Raw genomic sequence first — 15,644 nt, 5'->3', positions numbered from 1 at the left:
GAGGACACGACATGAGCACCATCCACGTCGACGTGGTCAGCGCCGAGGAGTCCATCTTCTCGGGCGAGGCCAAATTCGTCGCCCTCCCGGGCGAGGCGGGTGAGCTCGGCATCCTGCCCGGCCACATCCCCCTGATCACCCGCATCAAGCCGGGTGCCGTGCGCATCGAGAAAGCCGATGGCGGCGAAGAGTTCGTCTTCGTGGCCGGCGGCATCCTCGAGGTGCAGCCCGACGCCATCACCGTCCTGTCCGACACCGCCATCCGCGGCAAGGACCTGGACGAGGCCAAGGCCACCACGGCGCGCCAGCAGGCCGAAGAGGCGGTGAAGAACGCCAAGAGCGACATCGACCTGGCCAAGGCCACGTCGGAACTGGCGGTCATGGCCGCCCAGATCGCGGCGCTGCGCAAGTTCCGCCAGAAAAAGTGAAGGACAGCCTTCCTGCACAAGAGACCGGCCCCGCGCCGGTCTTTTTTTGCGGGGCCGGCTGTTCAGCTTGCAAGGGCCTCACTATCATGGCCGCGTAACCAGCGCCCCTTTGCTGCATGTCATCGCTCTTCGACAGTCCGGAACTTGCCCCTGAAGAAGTCGCCGCCCGGCTGCTGGTCACGCCGACGGCGCTGGCCGATCTCACCATGGTGGATGCGATGAAGGTGGTCGGCTACATGCGGCCCAAGCTCATCAAGGCCGGTACCGTGATCATTCACGAAGGCGAGGTCCGCGGCAACGACTACATGCTGCTCGTGCTGGAAGGGGACATCGCCGTGGAAAGCGATCTGCCCGGTCTTCACGAGAGCATGGTGGTCAACGTCATGGGCCCGGGGCACTTGCTCGGCGAAATGGGCGTGCTCGACGGCGCACCACGATCGGCGACCTGCACGGCCAACACCGACATCGCGGCCGCCGTGCTGTCGCGCACTGCGCTGATGCGCCTGCTCAAGGACGACCCCCGGTTGGGCTCTCGCCTGCTGCTGGCCATTTCCAAGCGCCTGGCCGATCGTTTGCGCGATACCACGCGCAAGCTCAAGACCTTCGCTCAGATGAACAAGGCCTTGCAGCAGGAGCTGCAGGTCGTCATGAACAACCGCACCGGCCTGACCCAGCGACGCGGTTGAGCGCGTTGAGAACGCCCTGACGAGCGCTCACACGCGCAACACGGCGTCGGGCAATTCGTTCTCGCCAGGCGCGGCGTTGCCCGAGGGGAAATGCTGCACGAGCAGTGCCGACACCTCCTCCAGGGCCTGCGTCAATCCGTCCTCGAATCCACCCGCGCGCAATTGCGTGCCCAACCGGTCGACAATCGCCTGCCAGGTCCCGGGCGCCACCTGGCGCGCGAGGGCGCGATCGGCGACGAATTCGATCGCGTGCTCGGCGAGCAGCAGGTAGATGAGCACGCCGTTGTTGTGCTCGGTGTCCCACAAGCGCAGGCGGCCGAACCACGCGAGGGCGCGATCGCGCACGACGGCGGGCAGTGGCTCGTCGGTCCCGATGCGCAGCAGGTAGCTGGTGGGCAGCGCCGCCTCCACCACCAGCCGCACTTCCCCGGTATGGCGCGATTCGCTGGCCGTGATGCGCCGCGCGAGTCGTTCGGCCATGTCGTCCGGCACGGCGCGCGCGCTGTCGTGCCGGTCCATCCAGCGGTGTCGGAGCAGGCGCCACCAGCGGTTCATGCCACGGCCCTCACCAACTGCCGGAGGCGCCGCCGCCCCCGAAGTTTCCACCCCCACCGGAGCTGAAACCGCCGCCGCCGAAGCCGCCGCGCCCGCCGCCGCCCCAACCACCACCACCGCCCCAGCCGCCGCCCCAGTGATCGCCCCGGCCGCGGGACGAGGGCGCCGGCACGGGCATGAACCGCGCCAGCACCGCCACGAGCATGCCCAGCACCGCCGCGCCGGCCGATACCCAGAGCACCGAGGTGAGCAGCCAGGCGATCACCCCCGTGGCCGCGCCCGTGAGCGGAATGCCCAGGCCGCGACCAAAGGCGCGGCGCATGAACCCGGCGACCATGGGCACGGCGAACAGCAGGAACACCAGCGCGTCTGTCCAGGCGCCCGCGCCGCGCCCCGATGAGGGCTTCGGAGACGGCAAGGGCAGGGCCTCGCCGCGCACGGCCGCCATGATCTGCGTGAGCCCGGCGTCGATGCCGCCAGCGAAGTCGCCTTGGCGCAGCGAGGGAGCCACCGCCTGGTCGAGGATGCGGCGCGCCAGCAGGTCGGGGATCGCACCTTCGAGCGTCTTGGCCGGCGCGATGCGCATGCGCCGGTCGTCCTTGGCGATCACGAACAGCAGGCCGTCACCCACGTCGGGACGGCCGATCTTCCAGGCATCTCCCAGGCGCTGGGTGTAGTCGGCGATGTCCTCGGGTGCCGTGCTGGCCACCATCACCACCACGATCTGCGTGCCGCGCTCCCGCTCGAAGCCCGCCAGTCGCTCCTCGAGGCGCTGCAGCGTGGCGGCATCGAGGGTGCCGGTGGAGTCCATGACCCGGGCGCGCAGCTCGGGCACCGGCTGCAGGCCCTGAGCCCAGGCAAGCGCCGCCGCCAGCCCGAAGGCCAGCGACAGCAGCGTGCGCAGGGCAAACGCCATCGTCAGGGTTTCTGTGTGCCGAAATCCACCTTGGGCGGCTGGCTGATCGCGGCCTCGTCGGCCACGCTGAAGTTGGCCTTGGGTTGGTAGCCGAACACCATGGCCGTGAGGTTGCTGGGGAAGCTGCGCGCCAGCACGTTGTAGGCCTGCACCGCCTGGATGTAGCGGTTGCGCGCCACGGCGATGCGATTCTCGGTGCCTTCGAGTTGCACGCGCAGATCGGAGAACCCCTGGTTGGCCTTGAGGTTCGGGTACTGCTCCACCACCACCATCAGACGGCTGAGCGCACTGCCCAATTCACCCTGTGCCGCCTGGAATTTCTGCATCGCGGCCGGGTCGTTGAGCAATTCGGGCGTGGCCTGTATCGACGTGGCCTTGGCGCGCGCGTTGACCACCGCCTCCAGCGTGCCGCGCTCGAAGTTGGCCTCGCCTTGCACGGTCGCCACGATGTTCGGGATCAGGTCGGCGCGGCGCTGGTACTGGTTCAGCACCTCGGCCCAGGCCGAGCGGCTCTCCTCGTCAAGGCGCTGGAAATCGTTGTAGCCGCAGCCGCCCAGCACGGCGGTGACGCAGATCAGCAGAAGCGAAAGCAGTCGACGCATGGGACCTCCTGGGGGCAACCGGTTCGCGGGCACTATACCCCGCGCCCGTGGCGCGGCGGCACAATGCGCGCATGCGAAAACCCAAGCTGCCACCGGGCACGCCGGATGACACCGAGGCCGCGTTCTACGACGCCCTGCAGCACGCCGACATCGAGCGCCTCATGGCCTGCTGGGCCGACGAGGAGGACATCGTCTGCGTGCACCCCGGTGGCCCCCGCCTGATCGGGCACGAGGCGATTCGATCCACCTTCGAAGCCATGTTCGCCAACGGCGCGGTGATGGCCACCCCCGAGAAGCTGCACCGCCACGACGACGGCCACTGTGCCGTGCACAGCCTGGTCGAGCGCGTGGCCGTGCTCACCGACGACGGGCCGCAGCACGCCTACGTGCTGGCCACCAACGTCTACATCAAGACCGCACAGGGTTGGCGCCTGGTGGCGCACCACGCGAGCCCGGGCACCCGTGTCGAGCCGCCCGAGCTGTCCAGCCAGAAGCCCCTCTTGCATTGAGCCGTCGCCCGCGTTGAAGCACGAACCGCGCACCGACCTGTTGGCCTACCGGGCGCCTTGGTGGCTGCCCGGCGGACACGCGCAAACCATCTGGCCCGCGCTGCTCGCACGCCGGCATTTCGGGCCAGCGCCGCAGTGGCGGCGCGAGCGCTGGATTGCGCCCGATGGCGACTTCATCGACGTCGACCGCGCCAGCCACGCGGCGCACGGGCAGGCGCCCCGCCTGGTGCTGTTCCACGGCCTCGAGGGCTCCTCAGCCAGCCAGTACGCCGTGGCTTTCGCCGACTTCGCCGCCGAGCGTGGGCTGGCCTACGCCGTGCCGCACTTTCGTGGCTGCTCGGGCGAGATGAACCGCGCGCCGCGCGCCTACCACTCGGGCGATTTCGAAGAGATCGACTGGATCCTGCGCCGCTTCGCTGCCGCCGAACCTCAGCGCCCCTTGATCGCCGTGGGCGTGTCACTGGGTGGCAATGCGCTCTTGCGCTGGGCAGGTGAATCGGGGGACGCCGCCGCCGGCGTGGTGAAGGCCGTGGCCGCCGTCTGCTCCCCCCTGGACCTTGCCGCGGGTGGGCACGCCATCGGCCGTGGCCTGAACCGGCAGATCTACACGCGCATGTTCCTGCGCAGCATGAAACCCAAGGCCCTGGGCAAGCTCGCTCAGCACCCCGGCTTGTTCAACGCCGAGGCCCTGCGCGCCGCACGCGATCTCCACGCCTTCGACGACATCTTCACCGCGCCCTTGCACGGCTTTCGCGACGCCGAGGACTACTGGGCGCGGGCCTCGGCCAAGCCCCACCTCGCGCGCATCCGCGTGCCCGCGCTCGCGGTCAACGCGCTCAATGATCCCTTCGTGCCCGCTGACTCGCTGCCGCATCCGCGCGAGGTGGGTGCGCGCGTCACGCTGTGGCAGCCCGCGCACGGCGGCCACGTGGGTTTTGCCGCCTCGCTGGGCATGTGGGGATTGCCCGGCCACGTGCGCACCATGCCCGAGGCGGTGGGACACTGGTTGCTCGCCCACACCTGAACCCATCGCATGGACGACATCGTCAAGGCCGCGCTCGCCAAATGGCCCAACGTGCCGCACTGCCACGGCTGGCTGGGGCTTGACGCGCGCGGCCAGTGGTACATGCGCGATGACCGGGCGCAAGCCGCCGGCCCCTTCGCGCGCAGCAAGGGTTCGCTGCTGCGGCACGACAAGCTCATCGCCTTCATCCACCGCAACTACGCGGCCGACGAGCGCGGCCAGTGGTTCTTCCAGAACGGTCCGCAGCGCGTCTATGTGGAGCTGGAAAACACGCCCTGGGTGTGGCGACTGCAGCCCGACGGCTCGGTGCAGGCGCACGATGGTGAACCGGTGACGGTGCGTGAATCTCTGCTTGACGAAGAAGGCCGGCTTTACCTGGACACCGAGCGCGGCGTCGGCCTGGTGCACACGGCCGACATGGCGCTGGCAGCCGACGCGGTGGAGGCGGGGCGCTGGCAACCGACGGCGGTGCGCGCGGACGACTTGCCCACGCGCTTCGGCTTCGTGCGNNCGGCTTCGTGCGCAGCCCCGAGGCCATGAAAAAAGCCGGTCAGTGACCGGCTTTTGTTCGAGAGCGTTGCGCGCGATTACTTGGCGCGATCGATCAGGTACTGCACGGCGGCCTTGATCTCGGCGTCCGACGCGGACATCGCGCCACCCTTGGGCGGCATGGCGCCCTTGCCCTTGATCGCGCTGGCGGTGAGCGCTTCCACGCCCTGGGCGATGCGGGGTGCCCAGGCGGCCTTGTCGCCCGTCTTGGGCGCGCCAGCCACGCCAGCGGCATGGCACACGGTGCAGGCTTGCTTGTAGAGGGCTTCGCCGTTGGCGGCGACCGCAGCGGCCGGGGCCGGCGCGGGAGCCGCTGCGGGGGCTGCTGCCACCGGGGCTGCGGGAGCGGCGGCCGGCGCGGGCGCCGGCGCGGCCTCGGCTTGCGGGGCGGGCGCCGCCATTTGCGGCTCCGCGAACTTGGCACCGGCGGCGTTGGCCATGTGCACCACGGCGCGGCCGATCTCGGCGTCGCGGAAGGCGCCGCCGCCTTGCGGACCCATGGCGCCCTTGCCCTTGAGGGCGGAATTCAGCAGCGATTCGTAGCCGGTGGCGATGCGCGCGGCCCAGGCGCCGGCGTCACCGAACTTGGGCGCACCCGCCAGGCCGGCGTCGTGGCAGGCCGCGCACTGGGCCTTGTACACGGTGGCACCGGCTTCGAGCGGGCGGTTGGCGTCGCGGATCTCCACGGAGCCGACCTTCTCGATGCGCTGGGCGACCGCGAGTTCGGTGTCGACTGCGCCGGCGCCCGGCTTGTTGGCCGAGGTCACGAAGTACACCAGGCCGATGATGATGAACACGGGGACCACGAAGGCAAAGAGCGACGTCCACAACAACTGGGCGGGCGTCTTGATGGGGCCGGTATGGGATTCGTGGTCGCTCATGGAGTCCTCAGGGGGGTGGCAAGCGGGCCTTTCGGGCCTTCTGGCAGTGCGCGCCGGGCGTCGGCGGACAGCCCGCGATTATATCTAGCGCCCATGGCGGCCCCGGGCGATCCCGAGCAAGCCGCTAGAATGCGTGGCTCTGCGCGGCTGTAGCTCAGTGGATAGAGTATCGGCCTCCGAAGCCGAGGGTCGTGGGTTCGATCCCCGCCAGCCGCGCCAGGTCTTTCAACGACGTCATCGCCAGGTTCGGCCGAAGCCGGCGTCGACCGTGCCACCCCCTTCATGCAAACAACAACGGGCGCCGCAGCGCCCGTCGTGTCAGTCTGTCTCGCCTCAATAGCGTGGCACGGCCTGCTCATCCACGCGGGCCAGTTGCGTATCCATCACCGCGCGCTCGGCGGCCAGCTGCATCTGCTGGACCTGCGCCGGCGTCGGCTCGGGGTAGCTCTCGCCTTGTGCCACCAGGCCCATTCGGTAGGCCTCGGCGGCTTCCGCCTGGACGTAGTCCCGCCGCAGGAAGCTTCGCGCCTCATGCCGTTGCGCTTCAGGCGCCGTGGCTTCGCCGCGTTCGATCAGGCCGGCGGCTTCCGCGCCGATCACGGGGCTTTGCACCTGCATGCGCGTGTCGTGCGGCGCGGTGTCGGCGAGATGCGGCAGGGCGATGGTGTCTTGAACGGTCTGGTTCGCATACTGCGCGGCACTCAGGCCGGCGGTGGCGCCCATGACCAGGGCGATGGGCAGCAGCAGGTAGCGATTGGCTTTCATCGTGTACTCCTTGGCAGCAAGCATTGAATGGCCCTCCCGGGCACCGGCTTGTGATCGCCGGCTGCAGGGCCAGTCTGCCGATGGGGCCGGCGCCTTGCTGTAGGACAGGGCGCCGTCGCCAGATCAGTCACCGGGCCGCGCCGATCCACCGCGTCGACCGATGCGCCGGGCTGCAGCGGTTCGGCGCGCACCGGACAAGTCAGGCCTGTGCGGCCGACAGGTCGGAGCGCGCCGCGCCGCCGCCCGCCAGCGTGCGCTGCCCCAGGGCCACGGTGAGCCAGGCCGCCGCGCTGGCCACCACCGACACCCAGAAACCGTTCTGCGCGCCGAAGGTGTCCACCACCCAGCCCGCCACGAAGGCGCCCAGGGCCATGCCGATGCCGATGCCCGTCATCACCCAGGTCACGCCCTCGGTCAGCATCGAGGCCGGCACGCGCCGCTCGATCAGACCGAACGCGGTGATGAAGGTGGGCGAGATCGCCACGCCGCTGAGGAACACGGCGGCCGCGAGCAGCGCGACGGAGGAACCGGCCACCAGCAGCGGCAGCGACGTCAGCGCCAGCACGCTCAGCGCGATCAGCAACTGGCGCTGCAGAGGCATGCTGGGGTTGACGGCCCCAAGGACCAGGCCCAGCACGAAGGAGCCGAGCGCATAGACGCCGATCACCACGCTGGCGCCACCGGGCTGGCCCAGCTCCTTGGTGATGGCGATCGAGCTCACCTCGGCCGTGGCGAAGATGGCGCCCACGAAGATGAGGGCCAGCGTGACGATCTGTACGGGGCGCAAGCCGATCGCCGAGCCCGTGGGGCCGTCGGCCTGCGGCGCCCGCACCGGCGGCTCCGTGCCGCGCTGCGCCAGGAAGGCCGCCGATCCCACCACCAGAAAGAGCGTGGAGGCCAGCATGCCGGCCTCGGGAAACCAGGCCGCCGCCAGGCCGACCGACAGCGAGGCGCCCGTGATGTAGAGCAGTTCGTCGGCCGAGGACTCGAAAGCGAAGGCGGTGTTCAGCTCGGGCCGGTCGCGGAACAGCTCGCTCCAGCGCGCGCGCACCATCGCCGACATGCTGGGCAGGGTGGCCGCGCCCAGGGCCGTGGCGAACAAGGTCCAGGCCGGCCAGGCCAGGTGGCTTGCCAGGATCAGCAGCAGGAAGGCCAGCGCCGACACGGCGGTGGCAGGTGCCGCCACGCGGGTCTGGCCGTAGCGGTCGACGAGGCGCGAGATCTGCGGAGCCAGGAAGGCGTTGCCGATGCCGTAGGTGGCCGCGACCGCGCCCGCCAGCCAGTACTCGCCCAGGGTCTGCGACAGCATGGCAACGATGCCGATGGGCGCCATGGCCAGTGGCAGCCGCCCGACGAAGGCGGCCGCGGAGAAGCCCTTGGCGCCGGGCTCGCTGAAGATCTTTGCGTAGGGATTGGGCACGGGGGGCGCTCCTTGAAGTGAGGGGGACAGTGCAATAAAATACGTGTCGTATGTATGTTATTGACCTGCACTTCGTATGTCAATTCACGTACGTTCTGTATGTATTTGATTGGAGCCGCCCATGCGCCGAGCCCGCCAGGACATGATCGCCGAGACCCGCGCCAAGCTGATCGCCGCCGGCCGCCAGGCCTTCGGCACCTTGGGCTACGCCCAGGCGTCCATGGACGACTTCACTTCGGCCGCGGGGCTCACCCGTGGCGCGCTGTACCACCACTTCGGCGACAAGAAAGGCCTGCTGCAGGCCGTCGTGGACGAGATCGACGCCGAGATGTCGGCGCGCCTGAAGGCCATCGCGGCCCGGGCGCCGAACCGCTGGCAGGCGGTGGTGGACGAGTGGATCGCCTACGTCGAGATGGCGCTGGAGCCGGAGATCCAGCGCATCCTGTTCCGCGACGCCCCGGCCGTGCTGGGCGACCAGTCGCAATGCCCCAGTGCCAAGAGTTGCATCGAAGGCCTGACGGCCAGTCTGGCCGCGCTCAAGGAGGAGGGCCTGCTCATCGACGCCGACCCGGAAGCGTTGGCGCGGCTCATCAACGGAGCGAGCACCCACGCCGCCACCTGGATCGCCGGCTCGAGTGACCCCGAGGCCACCTCGAAAAAAGCGGTGGCGGGTTTCCGCCAACTGCTCGATGGCCTGCTGCGCCAGCCGCCCAAGGGAAACAGTGAAGTAAAGACTTGACTTTTTGGGTGAGGCCGATAAAGTGAAGCATCCACTTCACCAAAGGAGCCCCTCGCCATGGACCAAGCCACCATCCACCACCACACCTTCGTCATCGACCGCCGCTACGCCCACCCGCCCGAGAAGGTGTTCTCGGGCTTTGCCGATGCGAAGAAGAAGCGTCGCTGGATGGGCGGCGACGAGGACGGCTGGACCATCGAGAAGTTCGACATGAACTTCGAGGTGGGCGGCCAGGAGAGCTGGCGCTTCCGCTACCAGGGCGGCCCCTTGATGGGCAACGAGGTGCGCTACCTCGACATCCTCCCCGGCCGGCGCATCGTCATCGCCTACACCATGGACACCGAAGGCAAGCGCTTCTCGTCTTCCCAGCAGACCATCGAACTGCTTCCCGACGCCGGTGGCACGCGCCTGATCCTCACCGAGCAGATCGCCTTCCTCGACGGCAGCGACAACCCGCAGTCTCGCGAACACGGCACGCGCGAGCTGCTCGACGCGCTGGACAAGGAGCTCGGCCTTGCTCGCTGAACCACAGGCGCCGCCGGCCCTGGCCGACCGCGTCTTCCGCGCCCTGGGCGACCCGACGCGGCGCGCCATGCTCGAACGCCTCAGCGAGGGGCCGGCCGCGGCCAAGCAATTGCAGGAGCTGCTGGGCATCACGCTCACGGCTGTCATCCAGCACGTCGGCGTCCTGGAAGACAGCGGCCTGGTGCGCAGCGAAAAGGTCGGCCGCACACGCACCTGCAGCCTGCGCAGCGAAGGCCTTGCCGTGGCGGCCGACTGGATTGCGCAGCGCCGCGCGCTGTGGGAGCGGCGGCTGGACCGGCTGGGCGAGGTGCTGGACGAAGACGACGGTGCGCCCTGATCCCCAAACTTTGCGCCGATTCCTAGGGTAAATCCCGAACCACCAGCGCAAGAGAGTACGGACTGAGCCGCATTCCGTACCGATGGCGACAGGCAGCTTGCACAGAATCCCGTTCACGGCCTTCACGGGTCGCCGTCCCGCTGTCGACGAGATGAACTGGAGACAAACGTGAACCTTCGCACCGCTTCCCTCCTGGCGGCCGCCCTGCTCAGCGCAGGCGCCGCGCACGCCAACACCGAGCTCGTGATCGCCACCGTGAACAACGGCCACATGATCGAGATGCAGAAGCTCGGCAAGCATTTCGAGGCCGCCAACCCCGGCGTCACGCTCAAGTGGGTGACCCTGGAGGAAGGCGTGCTGCGCCAGCGCGTCACCACCGACATCGCGACCAAGGGTGGCCAGTTCGACATCATGACCATCGGCTTGTACGAGGCCCCGATCTGGTCGAAGAAGGGCTGGCTCAAGCCCATCGCCACCGACGCCGCCTACGACGTGGACGACCTGCTGCCCGCCATCCGCAGCGGCCTGTCGCACGAAGGCAAGCTCTACGCCGCGCCCTTCTACGCCGAAAGCTCCATGCTCATGTACCGCAAGGACCTGGCCGACAAGGCCGGCGTGCAGATGCCCGAGCAGCCCACCTGGGCGCAGGTGAAGGACTTCGCCGCCAAGGCGCACGATCCCAAGGCCGGCGTGTACGGCATGTGCCTGCGTGGCAAGCCCGGCTGGGGCGACAACATGGCCCTGCTCACCACCATGGTCAACACCCACGGCGGCCAGTGGTTCGACATGCAGTGGAAGCCGCAGATCGACAGCAAGCCGTGGAAGGACGCCATCACTTTCTACGTCGACCTGATGAAGCAGTACGGCCCGCCCGGCGCCTCGGCCAACAGCTTCAACGAGAACCTGGCGCTCTTCAACGAAGGCAAGTGCGCCATGTGGGTGGACGCCACCATCGCCGCCTCCTTCATCAGCGACCCCAAGCAGTCCAAGGTGGCCGACAAGGTGGCCTTCGCGCAGGCGCCGGTGGCCACCACGCCCAAGGGCGCGAACTGGCTGTGGTCGTGGAACCTGGCCATCCCCGCCAGCTCCACCAAGGACGCGGCCGCGCAGGCCTTCATCAAGTGGGCCACTTCCAAGGACTACATCAACCTCGTGGCCAAGGAGCAGGGCTGGGCCATGGTGCCCACGGGCACACGCAAGTCCACCTACGCCAACCCCGAGTTCCAGAAGGTCGCCAAGTTCGCGGCCGCCGAGAAGAAGGCCATCGACTCGGCCAATCCCAACGACAGCACGCTGCCCAAATCGCCCTACGTGGGCGTGCAGTACGCGGCCATTCCGGAGTTCCAGGCCATCGGTGTGGCGGTGGGCCAGCAGATGAGCGCGGCGCTGTCGGGCAAGGTCACGGTGGACCAGGCGCTGAAGACCGGCCAGACCATGGCCGAGCGCGAGATGAAAAAGGCCGGCTACTACAAGTAAGCGCGCGCCCTTCGCCCGGACTCGGATCGCTACATGAACCGGCTGCTTCCCCGGGGGCTGATGGCCCCGGCGGTGATCGCACTCCTGCTCTGGATGCTCGTGCCGCTGCTGATGACCGTCTGGTTCTCGCTGGTCAACTACAACCTCATGCAGCCGGGGCAGCACGGCTTCGCCGGGCTCGCCAACTACGAGTACTTCATCACCGACCCCGACTTCTGGCCCGCCGTGGCGAACACCCTGCTGCTCATCGGCAGCGTGATCGGCATCACCGTGGTGCTGGGGGTGCTGCTCGCGCTGCTGGTGAACGATCCCTTCCCGGGACGCGGCATCGTGCGCGTGCTGCTCATCTCGCCGTTCTTCGTCATGCCCGCGGTCAACGCGCTGCTGTGGAAGCACATGATGATGAACCCCATCTATGGCGTGCTGGCCAATGTGTGGAAGTTCTTCGGTCTTGCGCCGGTGGACTGGCTCACCGACGTGCCGCTGTTCTCGGTCATCGTGATGGTGGCCTGGCAGTGGCTGCCCTTCGCCTGCCTGATCTTCATCACCTCGCTGCAGTCGCTCGACCGCGAGCAGATGGAGGCCGCGCGCATGGACGGCGCCAGCGCGGTGCAGCGCTTCTGGTACCTCACGCTGCCGCACCTGGCGCGGCCCATGGCCGTGGTGATCATGATCGAGATGATCTTCCTGCTCAGCGTGTTCGCCGAGATCGCCATCACCACCGCCGGCGGCCCGGGCAACGAGAGCACCAACCTCACCTACCTGATCTTCAAGCAGTCGCTGATGAACTTCGACGTCGGCGTGGCCTCGGCCGGCGCGCTGTTCGCGGTGGTGCTGGCCAACGTCGTCGCGGTCTTTCTCATCCGCATCATCGGCAAGAACCTGGACTGAGCATGCCACCCAATCCCTGGCTCACCACCTTGCGAACCGCCGGCGCCTGGCTTGCGGCCTTGCTGCTGTTCTTTCCCTTGGGCTGGCTGTTCCTCACGGCCTTCAAGACCGAGCTGCAGGCCATCGCCGTGCCGCCGCTGTTCGTGTTCGAACCCACGCTGGAGAATTTCGGCGAGGTGCAGAGCCGCAGCGACTACCTGCTCTACGCGCGCAACTCGCTCATCACCAGCGTCGCCTCCACCGCCATCGGCCTGATCATCGCCGCGCCCGCCGCGTACTCCATGGCCTTCTTCCGCACCAGGCGCACGCGCGACATCCTGATGTGGATGCTCTCCACCAAGATGATGCCGGCCGTGGGCGCGCTGCTGCCGATCTACGTGCTCGCGCAGACCGCGGGCCTGCTCGATTCGCTGTCCGCGCTGACGGTCGTGTTCACGCTGTCCAACCTGCCCATCATGGTGTGGATGCTCTACAGCAGCTACAAGGACATTCCCAACGAAATCCTGGAAGCCGCGCGCATGGACGGCGCGAACCTGTGGACCGAGTTCCGCCACGTCGTGCTGCCCTTGTCCGTCGGCGGCCTGGCCTCCACGGGCCTGCTGTGCCTGGTGCTGGCCTGGAACGAGTCGTTCTGGGCGCTCAACCTCACATCGGCCAAGGCCGGCACGCTGGCCACGCTCATCGCCTCCTATTCCAGCCCCGAAGGCCTGTTCTGGGCCCAGCTCTCCGCCGCATCGCTCATGGCCATCGCGCCCATCGTGGTGTTCGGCTGGTTCAGCCAGAAGCAGCTCGTGCAGGGCCTCACCTTCGGCGCCGTCAAGTGATCCCCGGGACGACCGACATGGCCTACCTCCAGCTCAAGAACATCCACAAGCGCTTCGACGAGGTGCACGTCATCCGCGGCGTGGACCTGGACATCCGCCAGGGCGAGTTCATCGTCTTCGTCGGCCCCTCGGGCTGCGGCAAGTCCACCATGCTGCGCCTCATCGCCGGGCTGGAACACATCAGCAGCGGCGGCCTCGTGCTCGATGGCCGCGACATCACGCACATGCCTTCGGGCCAGCGCGATCTCGCCATGGTGTTCCAGAGCTACGCGCTCTACCCGCACATGAGCGTGTACGACAACATGTCCTTCGCGCTCAAGCTCGCCAAGGTGCCGAAGGACGAAATCCGCCGCAAGGTGGAACACGCGGCCGAGCAGCTCAAGCTCACGCCCTATCTGCAGCGCACGCCGCGCGAGCTGTCGGGCGGGCAGCGCCAGCGCGTGGCCATCGGCCGCGCCATCGTGCGCGAGCCCAAGGTGTTCCTGTTCGACGAACCGCTGTCCAACCTCGACGCGGCCTTGCGCGGCAATACGCGCGTCGAGATCCACAAGCTGCACGTCGAGCTCGGTGCCACCTCCATCTACGTCACGCACGATCAAGTGGAGGCCATGACACTGGCCGACCGCGTCGTCGTCTTCAAGGACGGCGTGATCGAGCAGGTCGGCACGCCGCTGGAGCTGTACGACCGGCCCGCCAACCGCTTCGTCGCGCAGTTCATCGGCATGCCCTCGATGAACCTGGTGGCCGCCGGCGCCATTCCCGCGTTCTCGGCGCACAGCGGCGGGCGCCTGCCGGCCGATGGCTTTCTCGGCGTGCGGCCCGAGGGGCTTCGGGTTCACGGCGCCGACGGCGCGGGCGAGCCCGGCCGGGTCGAGCTCATCGAGGCGCTGGGCGCCGACACGCTGATCCACGTCGAGGTGGCTGGCGTTGCGCTGATCGCGCGCCAGAACGAGCGCACGCCGCTGCGCGTGGGCAACGCGGTCCGCGTCGAACTGGACGCCACGCAACTGCACCTCTTCGACGCGCAGGGGCAGGCCATCGCCCACCCCGAGACCGTTTCCTGAACCGCCGCACCGTGACCGACTCCGCGACCCTGCCGCCTCCCGACGCCCGCTTCGTGCTGCTGCACCTCGGCCTGGGCGCCTTCCACCGTGCGCACCAGGCGGCCTACCTGCAGCGCCTCATCGAACGCGGCGACCCGCACTGGTCCATCGCCGGCGGCAACCTGCGCGACGACGCGCCCGAGGTGATCGAGGCCTTGCGCCGCCAGGGCGGTGCCTACACGCTGGAGACCGTCTCGCCCGATGGCGAGTACCGGTACGAGCGCATCACCGCCATCCGCGAGGTGCTGCCCTACGAACCCGGCCTCGCGCCCCTCATCGCGCGCGGTGCCGACCCCGCCACCCGCATCGTCTCCTTCACCGTCACCGAGGCCGGCTATTACCTCGACGATCAGGGCCGTCTGGACTGGCGCAGCCCCGAGCTGAGCGCCGACCTGCAGCGCGCGCGCCGGGGCGAGGCCGGCGCCACGCTCTACGGCGCGCTGTGCGCCCTGCTGCGTGCCCGCCGCGCGGCCGGCGCCGGGCCCGTCACCCTGCTCAACTGCGACAACCTGCGCCACAACGGCGAGCGTGTGCGCGCCGGCCTGCTGCAGTTCATCGACCGCGTGGGCGACACCGGCCTCGCGGCCTGGGTGCGCGAACAAACCAGCTGCCCCAACGCCATGGTCGACCGCATCACCCCCCGGCCGCCACCCGAGCTGCGCGCGCGCGTGCGCGCCGCCACCGGCCGGGACGACGCCGCGCCCGTCACCGCCGAGCGCTTCATCCAATGGGTGATCGAAGACGACTTCGTCGCCGGCCGCCCCGCCTGGGAGACCGTGGGCGTGCAGATGGTGGTCTCCGTTGCCCCGTACGAGGAAGCCAAGATCCGCATCCTGAACGCCAGCCACAGCTGCATTGCCTGGGCCGGCACCCTGGCCGGCCTGCAATTCATTCACGAGGGCACGCGCACGCCGGCCATCCGGCAGATGGCCTTCGACTACGTCACCGACGACGTCATTCCCTGTCTCTCGCCACCCGGCGCGCCCGGCCCCGTGGACCTGCCGGCCTACCGCGACGAGGTGCTCGCGCGCTTCGCCAACCCCGCCATCCGCGACACCAACCAACGCGTGGCCATGGACGGCTTCGCCAAGATCCCCGGTTTCATTGCCCCCACGGTGCGCGAGCGTCTGGCGCGGGGCGAGTCCATCGACAGCGTGGCCCTGCTGCCCGCGCTGTTCCTGGCTTTCCTGCAGCGCTGGCACCGTGGGCAGTTGGCCTACACCTACCAGGACCAAGGCATGGACCCCGCCGCGGCGCACGCCATCTGCGGTGCCGATGACCCGGTGGACGCCCTGTGCGCGAACACCACGTTGTGGGGCGACATCGCCGGCCACGCCCGCCTGCGGGACGCCGTGCGCCGCGCCGGCGCGCGGGTGGCGGCACTGAGCCCACCGGTGGTAAGTTCCTGACCCGG

19 protein-coding genes and 1 tRNA gene are annotated in these 15,644 nt (G+C 68.9%); 14 read left to right on the top strand and 6 right to left on the bottom strand.

Annotated elements, in window-relative coordinates; translation table 11 throughout:
* Window positions 1-11: 11 nt before the first annotated feature.
* Together GTO19_RS21685 and GTO19_RS21680 are read left to right on the top strand one after the other, a co-directional pair.
* On the top strand, window positions 12-428 hold the full coding sequence (locus GTO19_RS21685; protein WP_291024863.1) for a F0F1 ATP synthase subunit epsilon: 417 nt from the start codon (window positions 12-14) through the stop codon (window positions 426-428).
* Between the two features lie 116 nt (window positions 429-544).
* Window positions 545-1,114 carry a cyclic nucleotide-binding domain-containing protein gene (locus tag GTO19_RS21680; RefSeq protein WP_291024860.1) on the top strand — a complete coding sequence of 190 codons (570 nt, stop codon included), beginning with the start codon at window positions 545-547 and terminating at the stop codon, window positions 1,112-1,114.
* Between the two features lie 27 nt (window positions 1,115-1,141).
* Here GTO19_RS21680 and GTO19_RS21675 read toward each other — a convergent pair whose 3' ends face one another.
* From GTO19_RS21675 to GTO19_RS21665, 3 genes are read right to left on the bottom strand one after another with little or no spacing between them, the layout of a single operon-like run.
* Window positions 1,142-1,669 (bottom strand): TPM domain-containing protein, encoded by a 528-nt coding sequence (locus GTO19_RS21675; RefSeq protein ID WP_291024858.1) that lies wholly within the window; start codon window positions 1,667-1,669, stop codon window positions 1,142-1,144.
* Window positions 1,670-1,679: 10 nt separating this feature from the next.
* Window positions 1,680-2,585, bottom strand: a complete 906-nt coding sequence (locus GTO19_RS21670; RefSeq protein ID WP_291024856.1) for a TPM domain-containing protein — start codon at window positions 2,583-2,585, stop codon at window positions 1,680-1,682.
* 2 nt (window positions 2,586-2,587) lie between these two features.
* Window positions 2,588-3,187, bottom strand: coding sequence for a LemA family protein (locus GTO19_RS21665; protein WP_291024853.1), 600 nt, complete (start codon window positions 3,185-3,187; stop codon window positions 2,588-2,590).
* A gap of 71 nt (window positions 3,188-3,258) precedes the next feature.
* Here GTO19_RS21665 and GTO19_RS21660 point away from each other — a divergent pair, with 71 nt between their 5' ends.
* Genes GTO19_RS21660 through GTO19_RS21650 form a run of 3 tightly spaced genes read left to right on the top strand, consistent with a single transcriptional unit; the run spans window position 3,259 to window position 5,260 of the window.
* Window positions 3,259-3,696 (top strand): nuclear transport factor 2 family protein, encoded by a 438-nt coding sequence (locus GTO19_RS21660; protein WP_291024851.1) that lies wholly within the window; start codon window positions 3,259-3,261, stop codon window positions 3,694-3,696.
* 40 nt (window positions 3,697-3,736) lie between these two features.
* Window positions 3,737-4,720, top strand: coding sequence for an alpha/beta fold hydrolase (locus GTO19_RS21655; RefSeq protein ID WP_291024933.1), 984 nt, complete (start codon window positions 3,737-3,739; stop codon window positions 4,718-4,720).
* Between the two features lie 9 nt (window positions 4,721-4,729).
* Window positions 4,730-5,260 carry a DUF2946 family protein gene (locus GTO19_RS21650; RefSeq protein WP_291024849.1) on the top strand — a complete coding sequence of 177 codons (531 nt, stop codon included), beginning with the start codon at window positions 4,730-4,732 and terminating at the stop codon, window positions 5,258-5,260.
* Window positions 5,261-5,307: 47 nt separating this feature from the next.
* On the opposite strand, the gene GTO19_RS21645 is transcribed toward GTO19_RS21650, so the two are convergent.
* A complete protein-coding gene (locus tag GTO19_RS21645) occupies window positions 5,308-6,150 on the bottom strand; it encodes a c-type cytochrome (protein ID WP_291024846.1) in 843 nt (280 codons plus the stop codon).
* A 143-nt stretch (window positions 6,151-6,293) separates the two neighbouring features.
* Between GTO19_RS21645 and GTO19_RS21640 the strand changes: the two genes are divergently transcribed.
* Window positions 6,294-6,369: transfer RNA gene (locus GTO19_RS21640), tRNA-Arg, on the top strand.
* Window positions 6,370-6,483: 114 nt separating this feature from the next.
* Here the strand turns inward: GTO19_RS21640 and GTO19_RS21635 are convergent.
* Together GTO19_RS21635 and GTO19_RS21630 are read right to left on the bottom strand one after the other, a co-directional pair.
* Entirely contained in the window at window positions 6,484-6,915 is a 432-nt protein-coding gene (locus GTO19_RS21635) for a hypothetical protein (RefSeq protein WP_291024843.1), read from the bottom strand.
* A gap of 199 nt (window positions 6,916-7,114) precedes the next feature.
* The gene (locus GTO19_RS21630) at window positions 7,115-8,335 is read right to left on the bottom strand and encodes an MFS transporter (RefSeq protein ID WP_291024841.1); all 1,221 of its coding nucleotides are present in this window, start codon (window positions 8,333-8,335) and stop codon (window positions 7,115-7,117) included.
* A 121-nt stretch (window positions 8,336-8,456) separates the two neighbouring features.
* On the opposite strand from GTO19_RS21630, the gene GTO19_RS21625 reads away from it, so the two are divergent.
* The 8 genes from GTO19_RS21625 (at window position 8,457) to dalD (ending at window position 15,639) form a co-directional block, all read left to right on the top strand.
* Window positions 8,457-9,074: a TetR/AcrR family transcriptional regulator gene (locus GTO19_RS21625; RefSeq protein WP_291024839.1), complete on the top strand. Its 618-nt coding sequence runs from the start codon at window positions 8,457-8,459 to the stop codon at window positions 9,072-9,074.
* Window positions 9,075-9,131: 57 nt separating this feature from the next.
* On the top strand, window positions 9,132-9,599 hold the full coding sequence (locus GTO19_RS21620) for an SRPBCC family protein (protein WP_291024835.1): 468 nt from the start codon (window positions 9,132-9,134) through the stop codon (window positions 9,597-9,599).
* Window positions 9,589-9,936 carry a helix-turn-helix transcriptional regulator gene (locus GTO19_RS21615; RefSeq protein WP_291024833.1) on the top strand — a complete coding sequence of 116 codons (348 nt, stop codon included), beginning with the start codon at window positions 9,589-9,591 and terminating at the stop codon, window positions 9,934-9,936. Before GTO19_RS21620 ends, GTO19_RS21615 begins: the two co-directional genes overlap by 11 nt.
* A 168-nt stretch (window positions 9,937-10,104) precedes the next feature.
* Window positions 10,105-11,412, top strand: a complete 1,308-nt coding sequence (locus GTO19_RS21610) for a sugar ABC transporter substrate-binding protein (RefSeq protein WP_291024831.1) — start codon at window positions 10,105-10,107, stop codon at window positions 11,410-11,412.
* Between the two features lie 33 nt (window positions 11,413-11,445).
* A complete protein-coding gene (locus GTO19_RS21605; RefSeq protein WP_291024828.1) occupies window positions 11,446-12,303 on the top strand; it encodes a carbohydrate ABC transporter permease in 858 nt (285 codons plus the stop codon).
* 2 nt (window positions 12,304-12,305) lie between these two features.
* On the top strand, window positions 12,306-13,127 hold the full coding sequence (locus GTO19_RS21600) for a carbohydrate ABC transporter permease (protein ID WP_291024825.1): 822 nt from the start codon (window positions 12,306-12,308) through the stop codon (window positions 13,125-13,127).
* Between the two features lie 17 nt (window positions 13,128-13,144).
* Window positions 13,145-14,191 (top strand): ABC transporter ATP-binding protein, encoded by a 1,047-nt coding sequence (locus GTO19_RS21595; protein WP_291024823.1) that lies wholly within the window; start codon window positions 13,145-13,147, stop codon window positions 14,189-14,191.
* A 56-nt stretch (window positions 14,192-14,247) separates the two neighbouring features.
* On the top strand, window positions 14,248-15,639 hold the full coding sequence (gene dalD / locus GTO19_RS21590; protein WP_291024930.1) for a D-arabinitol 4-dehydrogenase: 1,392 nt from the start codon (window positions 14,248-14,250) through the stop codon (window positions 15,637-15,639).
* The last annotated feature ends 5 nt before the right edge of the window (window positions 15,640-15,644 follow it).

The sequence above is a fragment of the Hydrogenophaga sp. genome (assembly GCF_011772445.1).
Lineage (GTDB): Bacteria > Pseudomonadota > Gammaproteobacteria > Burkholderiales > Burkholderiaceae_C > Hydrogenophaga.
The sequence above is the reverse complement of the archived record's forward strand: the minus strand, read 5'-3'. Positions and strand labels throughout refer to the sequence as shown.

Bases quoted from the DNA above. Each gene is read 5' to 3' on its own strand.
- GTO19_RS21685 (WP_291024863.1), top strand. From the start codon at position 12: ATGAGCACCATCCACGTCGACGTGGTCAGCGCCGAGGAGTCCATCTTC.
- GTO19_RS21680 (WP_291024860.1), top strand. From the start codon at position 545: ATGTCATCGCTCTTCGACAGTCCGGAACTTGCCCCTGAAGAAGTCGCC.
- GTO19_RS21675 (WP_291024858.1), bottom strand. From the start codon at position 1,669: ATGAACCGCTGGTGGCGCCTGCTCCGACACCGCTGGATGGACCGGCAC.
- GTO19_RS21670 (WP_291024856.1), bottom strand. From the start codon at position 2,585: ATGGCGTTTGCCCTGCGCACGCTGCTGTCGCTGGCCTTCGGGCTGGCG.
- GTO19_RS21665 (WP_291024853.1), bottom strand. From the start codon at position 3,187: ATGCGTCGACTGCTTTCGCTTCTGCTGATCTGCGTCACCGCCGTGCTG.
- GTO19_RS21660 (WP_291024851.1), top strand. From the start codon at position 3,259: ATGCGAAAACCCAAGCTGCCACCGGGCACGCCGGATGACACCGAGGCC.
- GTO19_RS21645 (WP_291024846.1), bottom strand. From the start codon at position 6,150: ATGAGCGACCACGAATCCCATACCGGCCCCATCAAGACGCCCGCCCAG.
- GTO19_RS21635 (WP_291024843.1), bottom strand. From the start codon at position 6,915: ATGAAAGCCAATCGCTACCTGCTGCTGCCCATCGCCCTGGTCATGGGC.
- GTO19_RS21625 (WP_291024839.1), top strand. From the start codon at position 8,457: ATGCGCCGAGCCCGCCAGGACATGATCGCCGAGACCCGCGCCAAGCTG.
- GTO19_RS21620 (WP_291024835.1), top strand. From the start codon at position 9,132: ATGGACCAAGCCACCATCCACCACCACACCTTCGTCATCGACCGCCGC.
- GTO19_RS21605 (WP_291024828.1), top strand. From the start codon at position 11,446: ATGAACCGGCTGCTTCCCCGGGGGCTGATGGCCCCGGCGGTGATCGCA.
- GTO19_RS21600 (WP_291024825.1), top strand. From the start codon at position 12,306: ATGCCACCCAATCCCTGGCTCACCACCTTGCGAACCGCCGGCGCCTGG.
- GTO19_RS21595 (WP_291024823.1), top strand. From the start codon at position 13,145: ATGGCCTACCTCCAGCTCAAGAACATCCACAAGCGCTTCGACGAGGTG.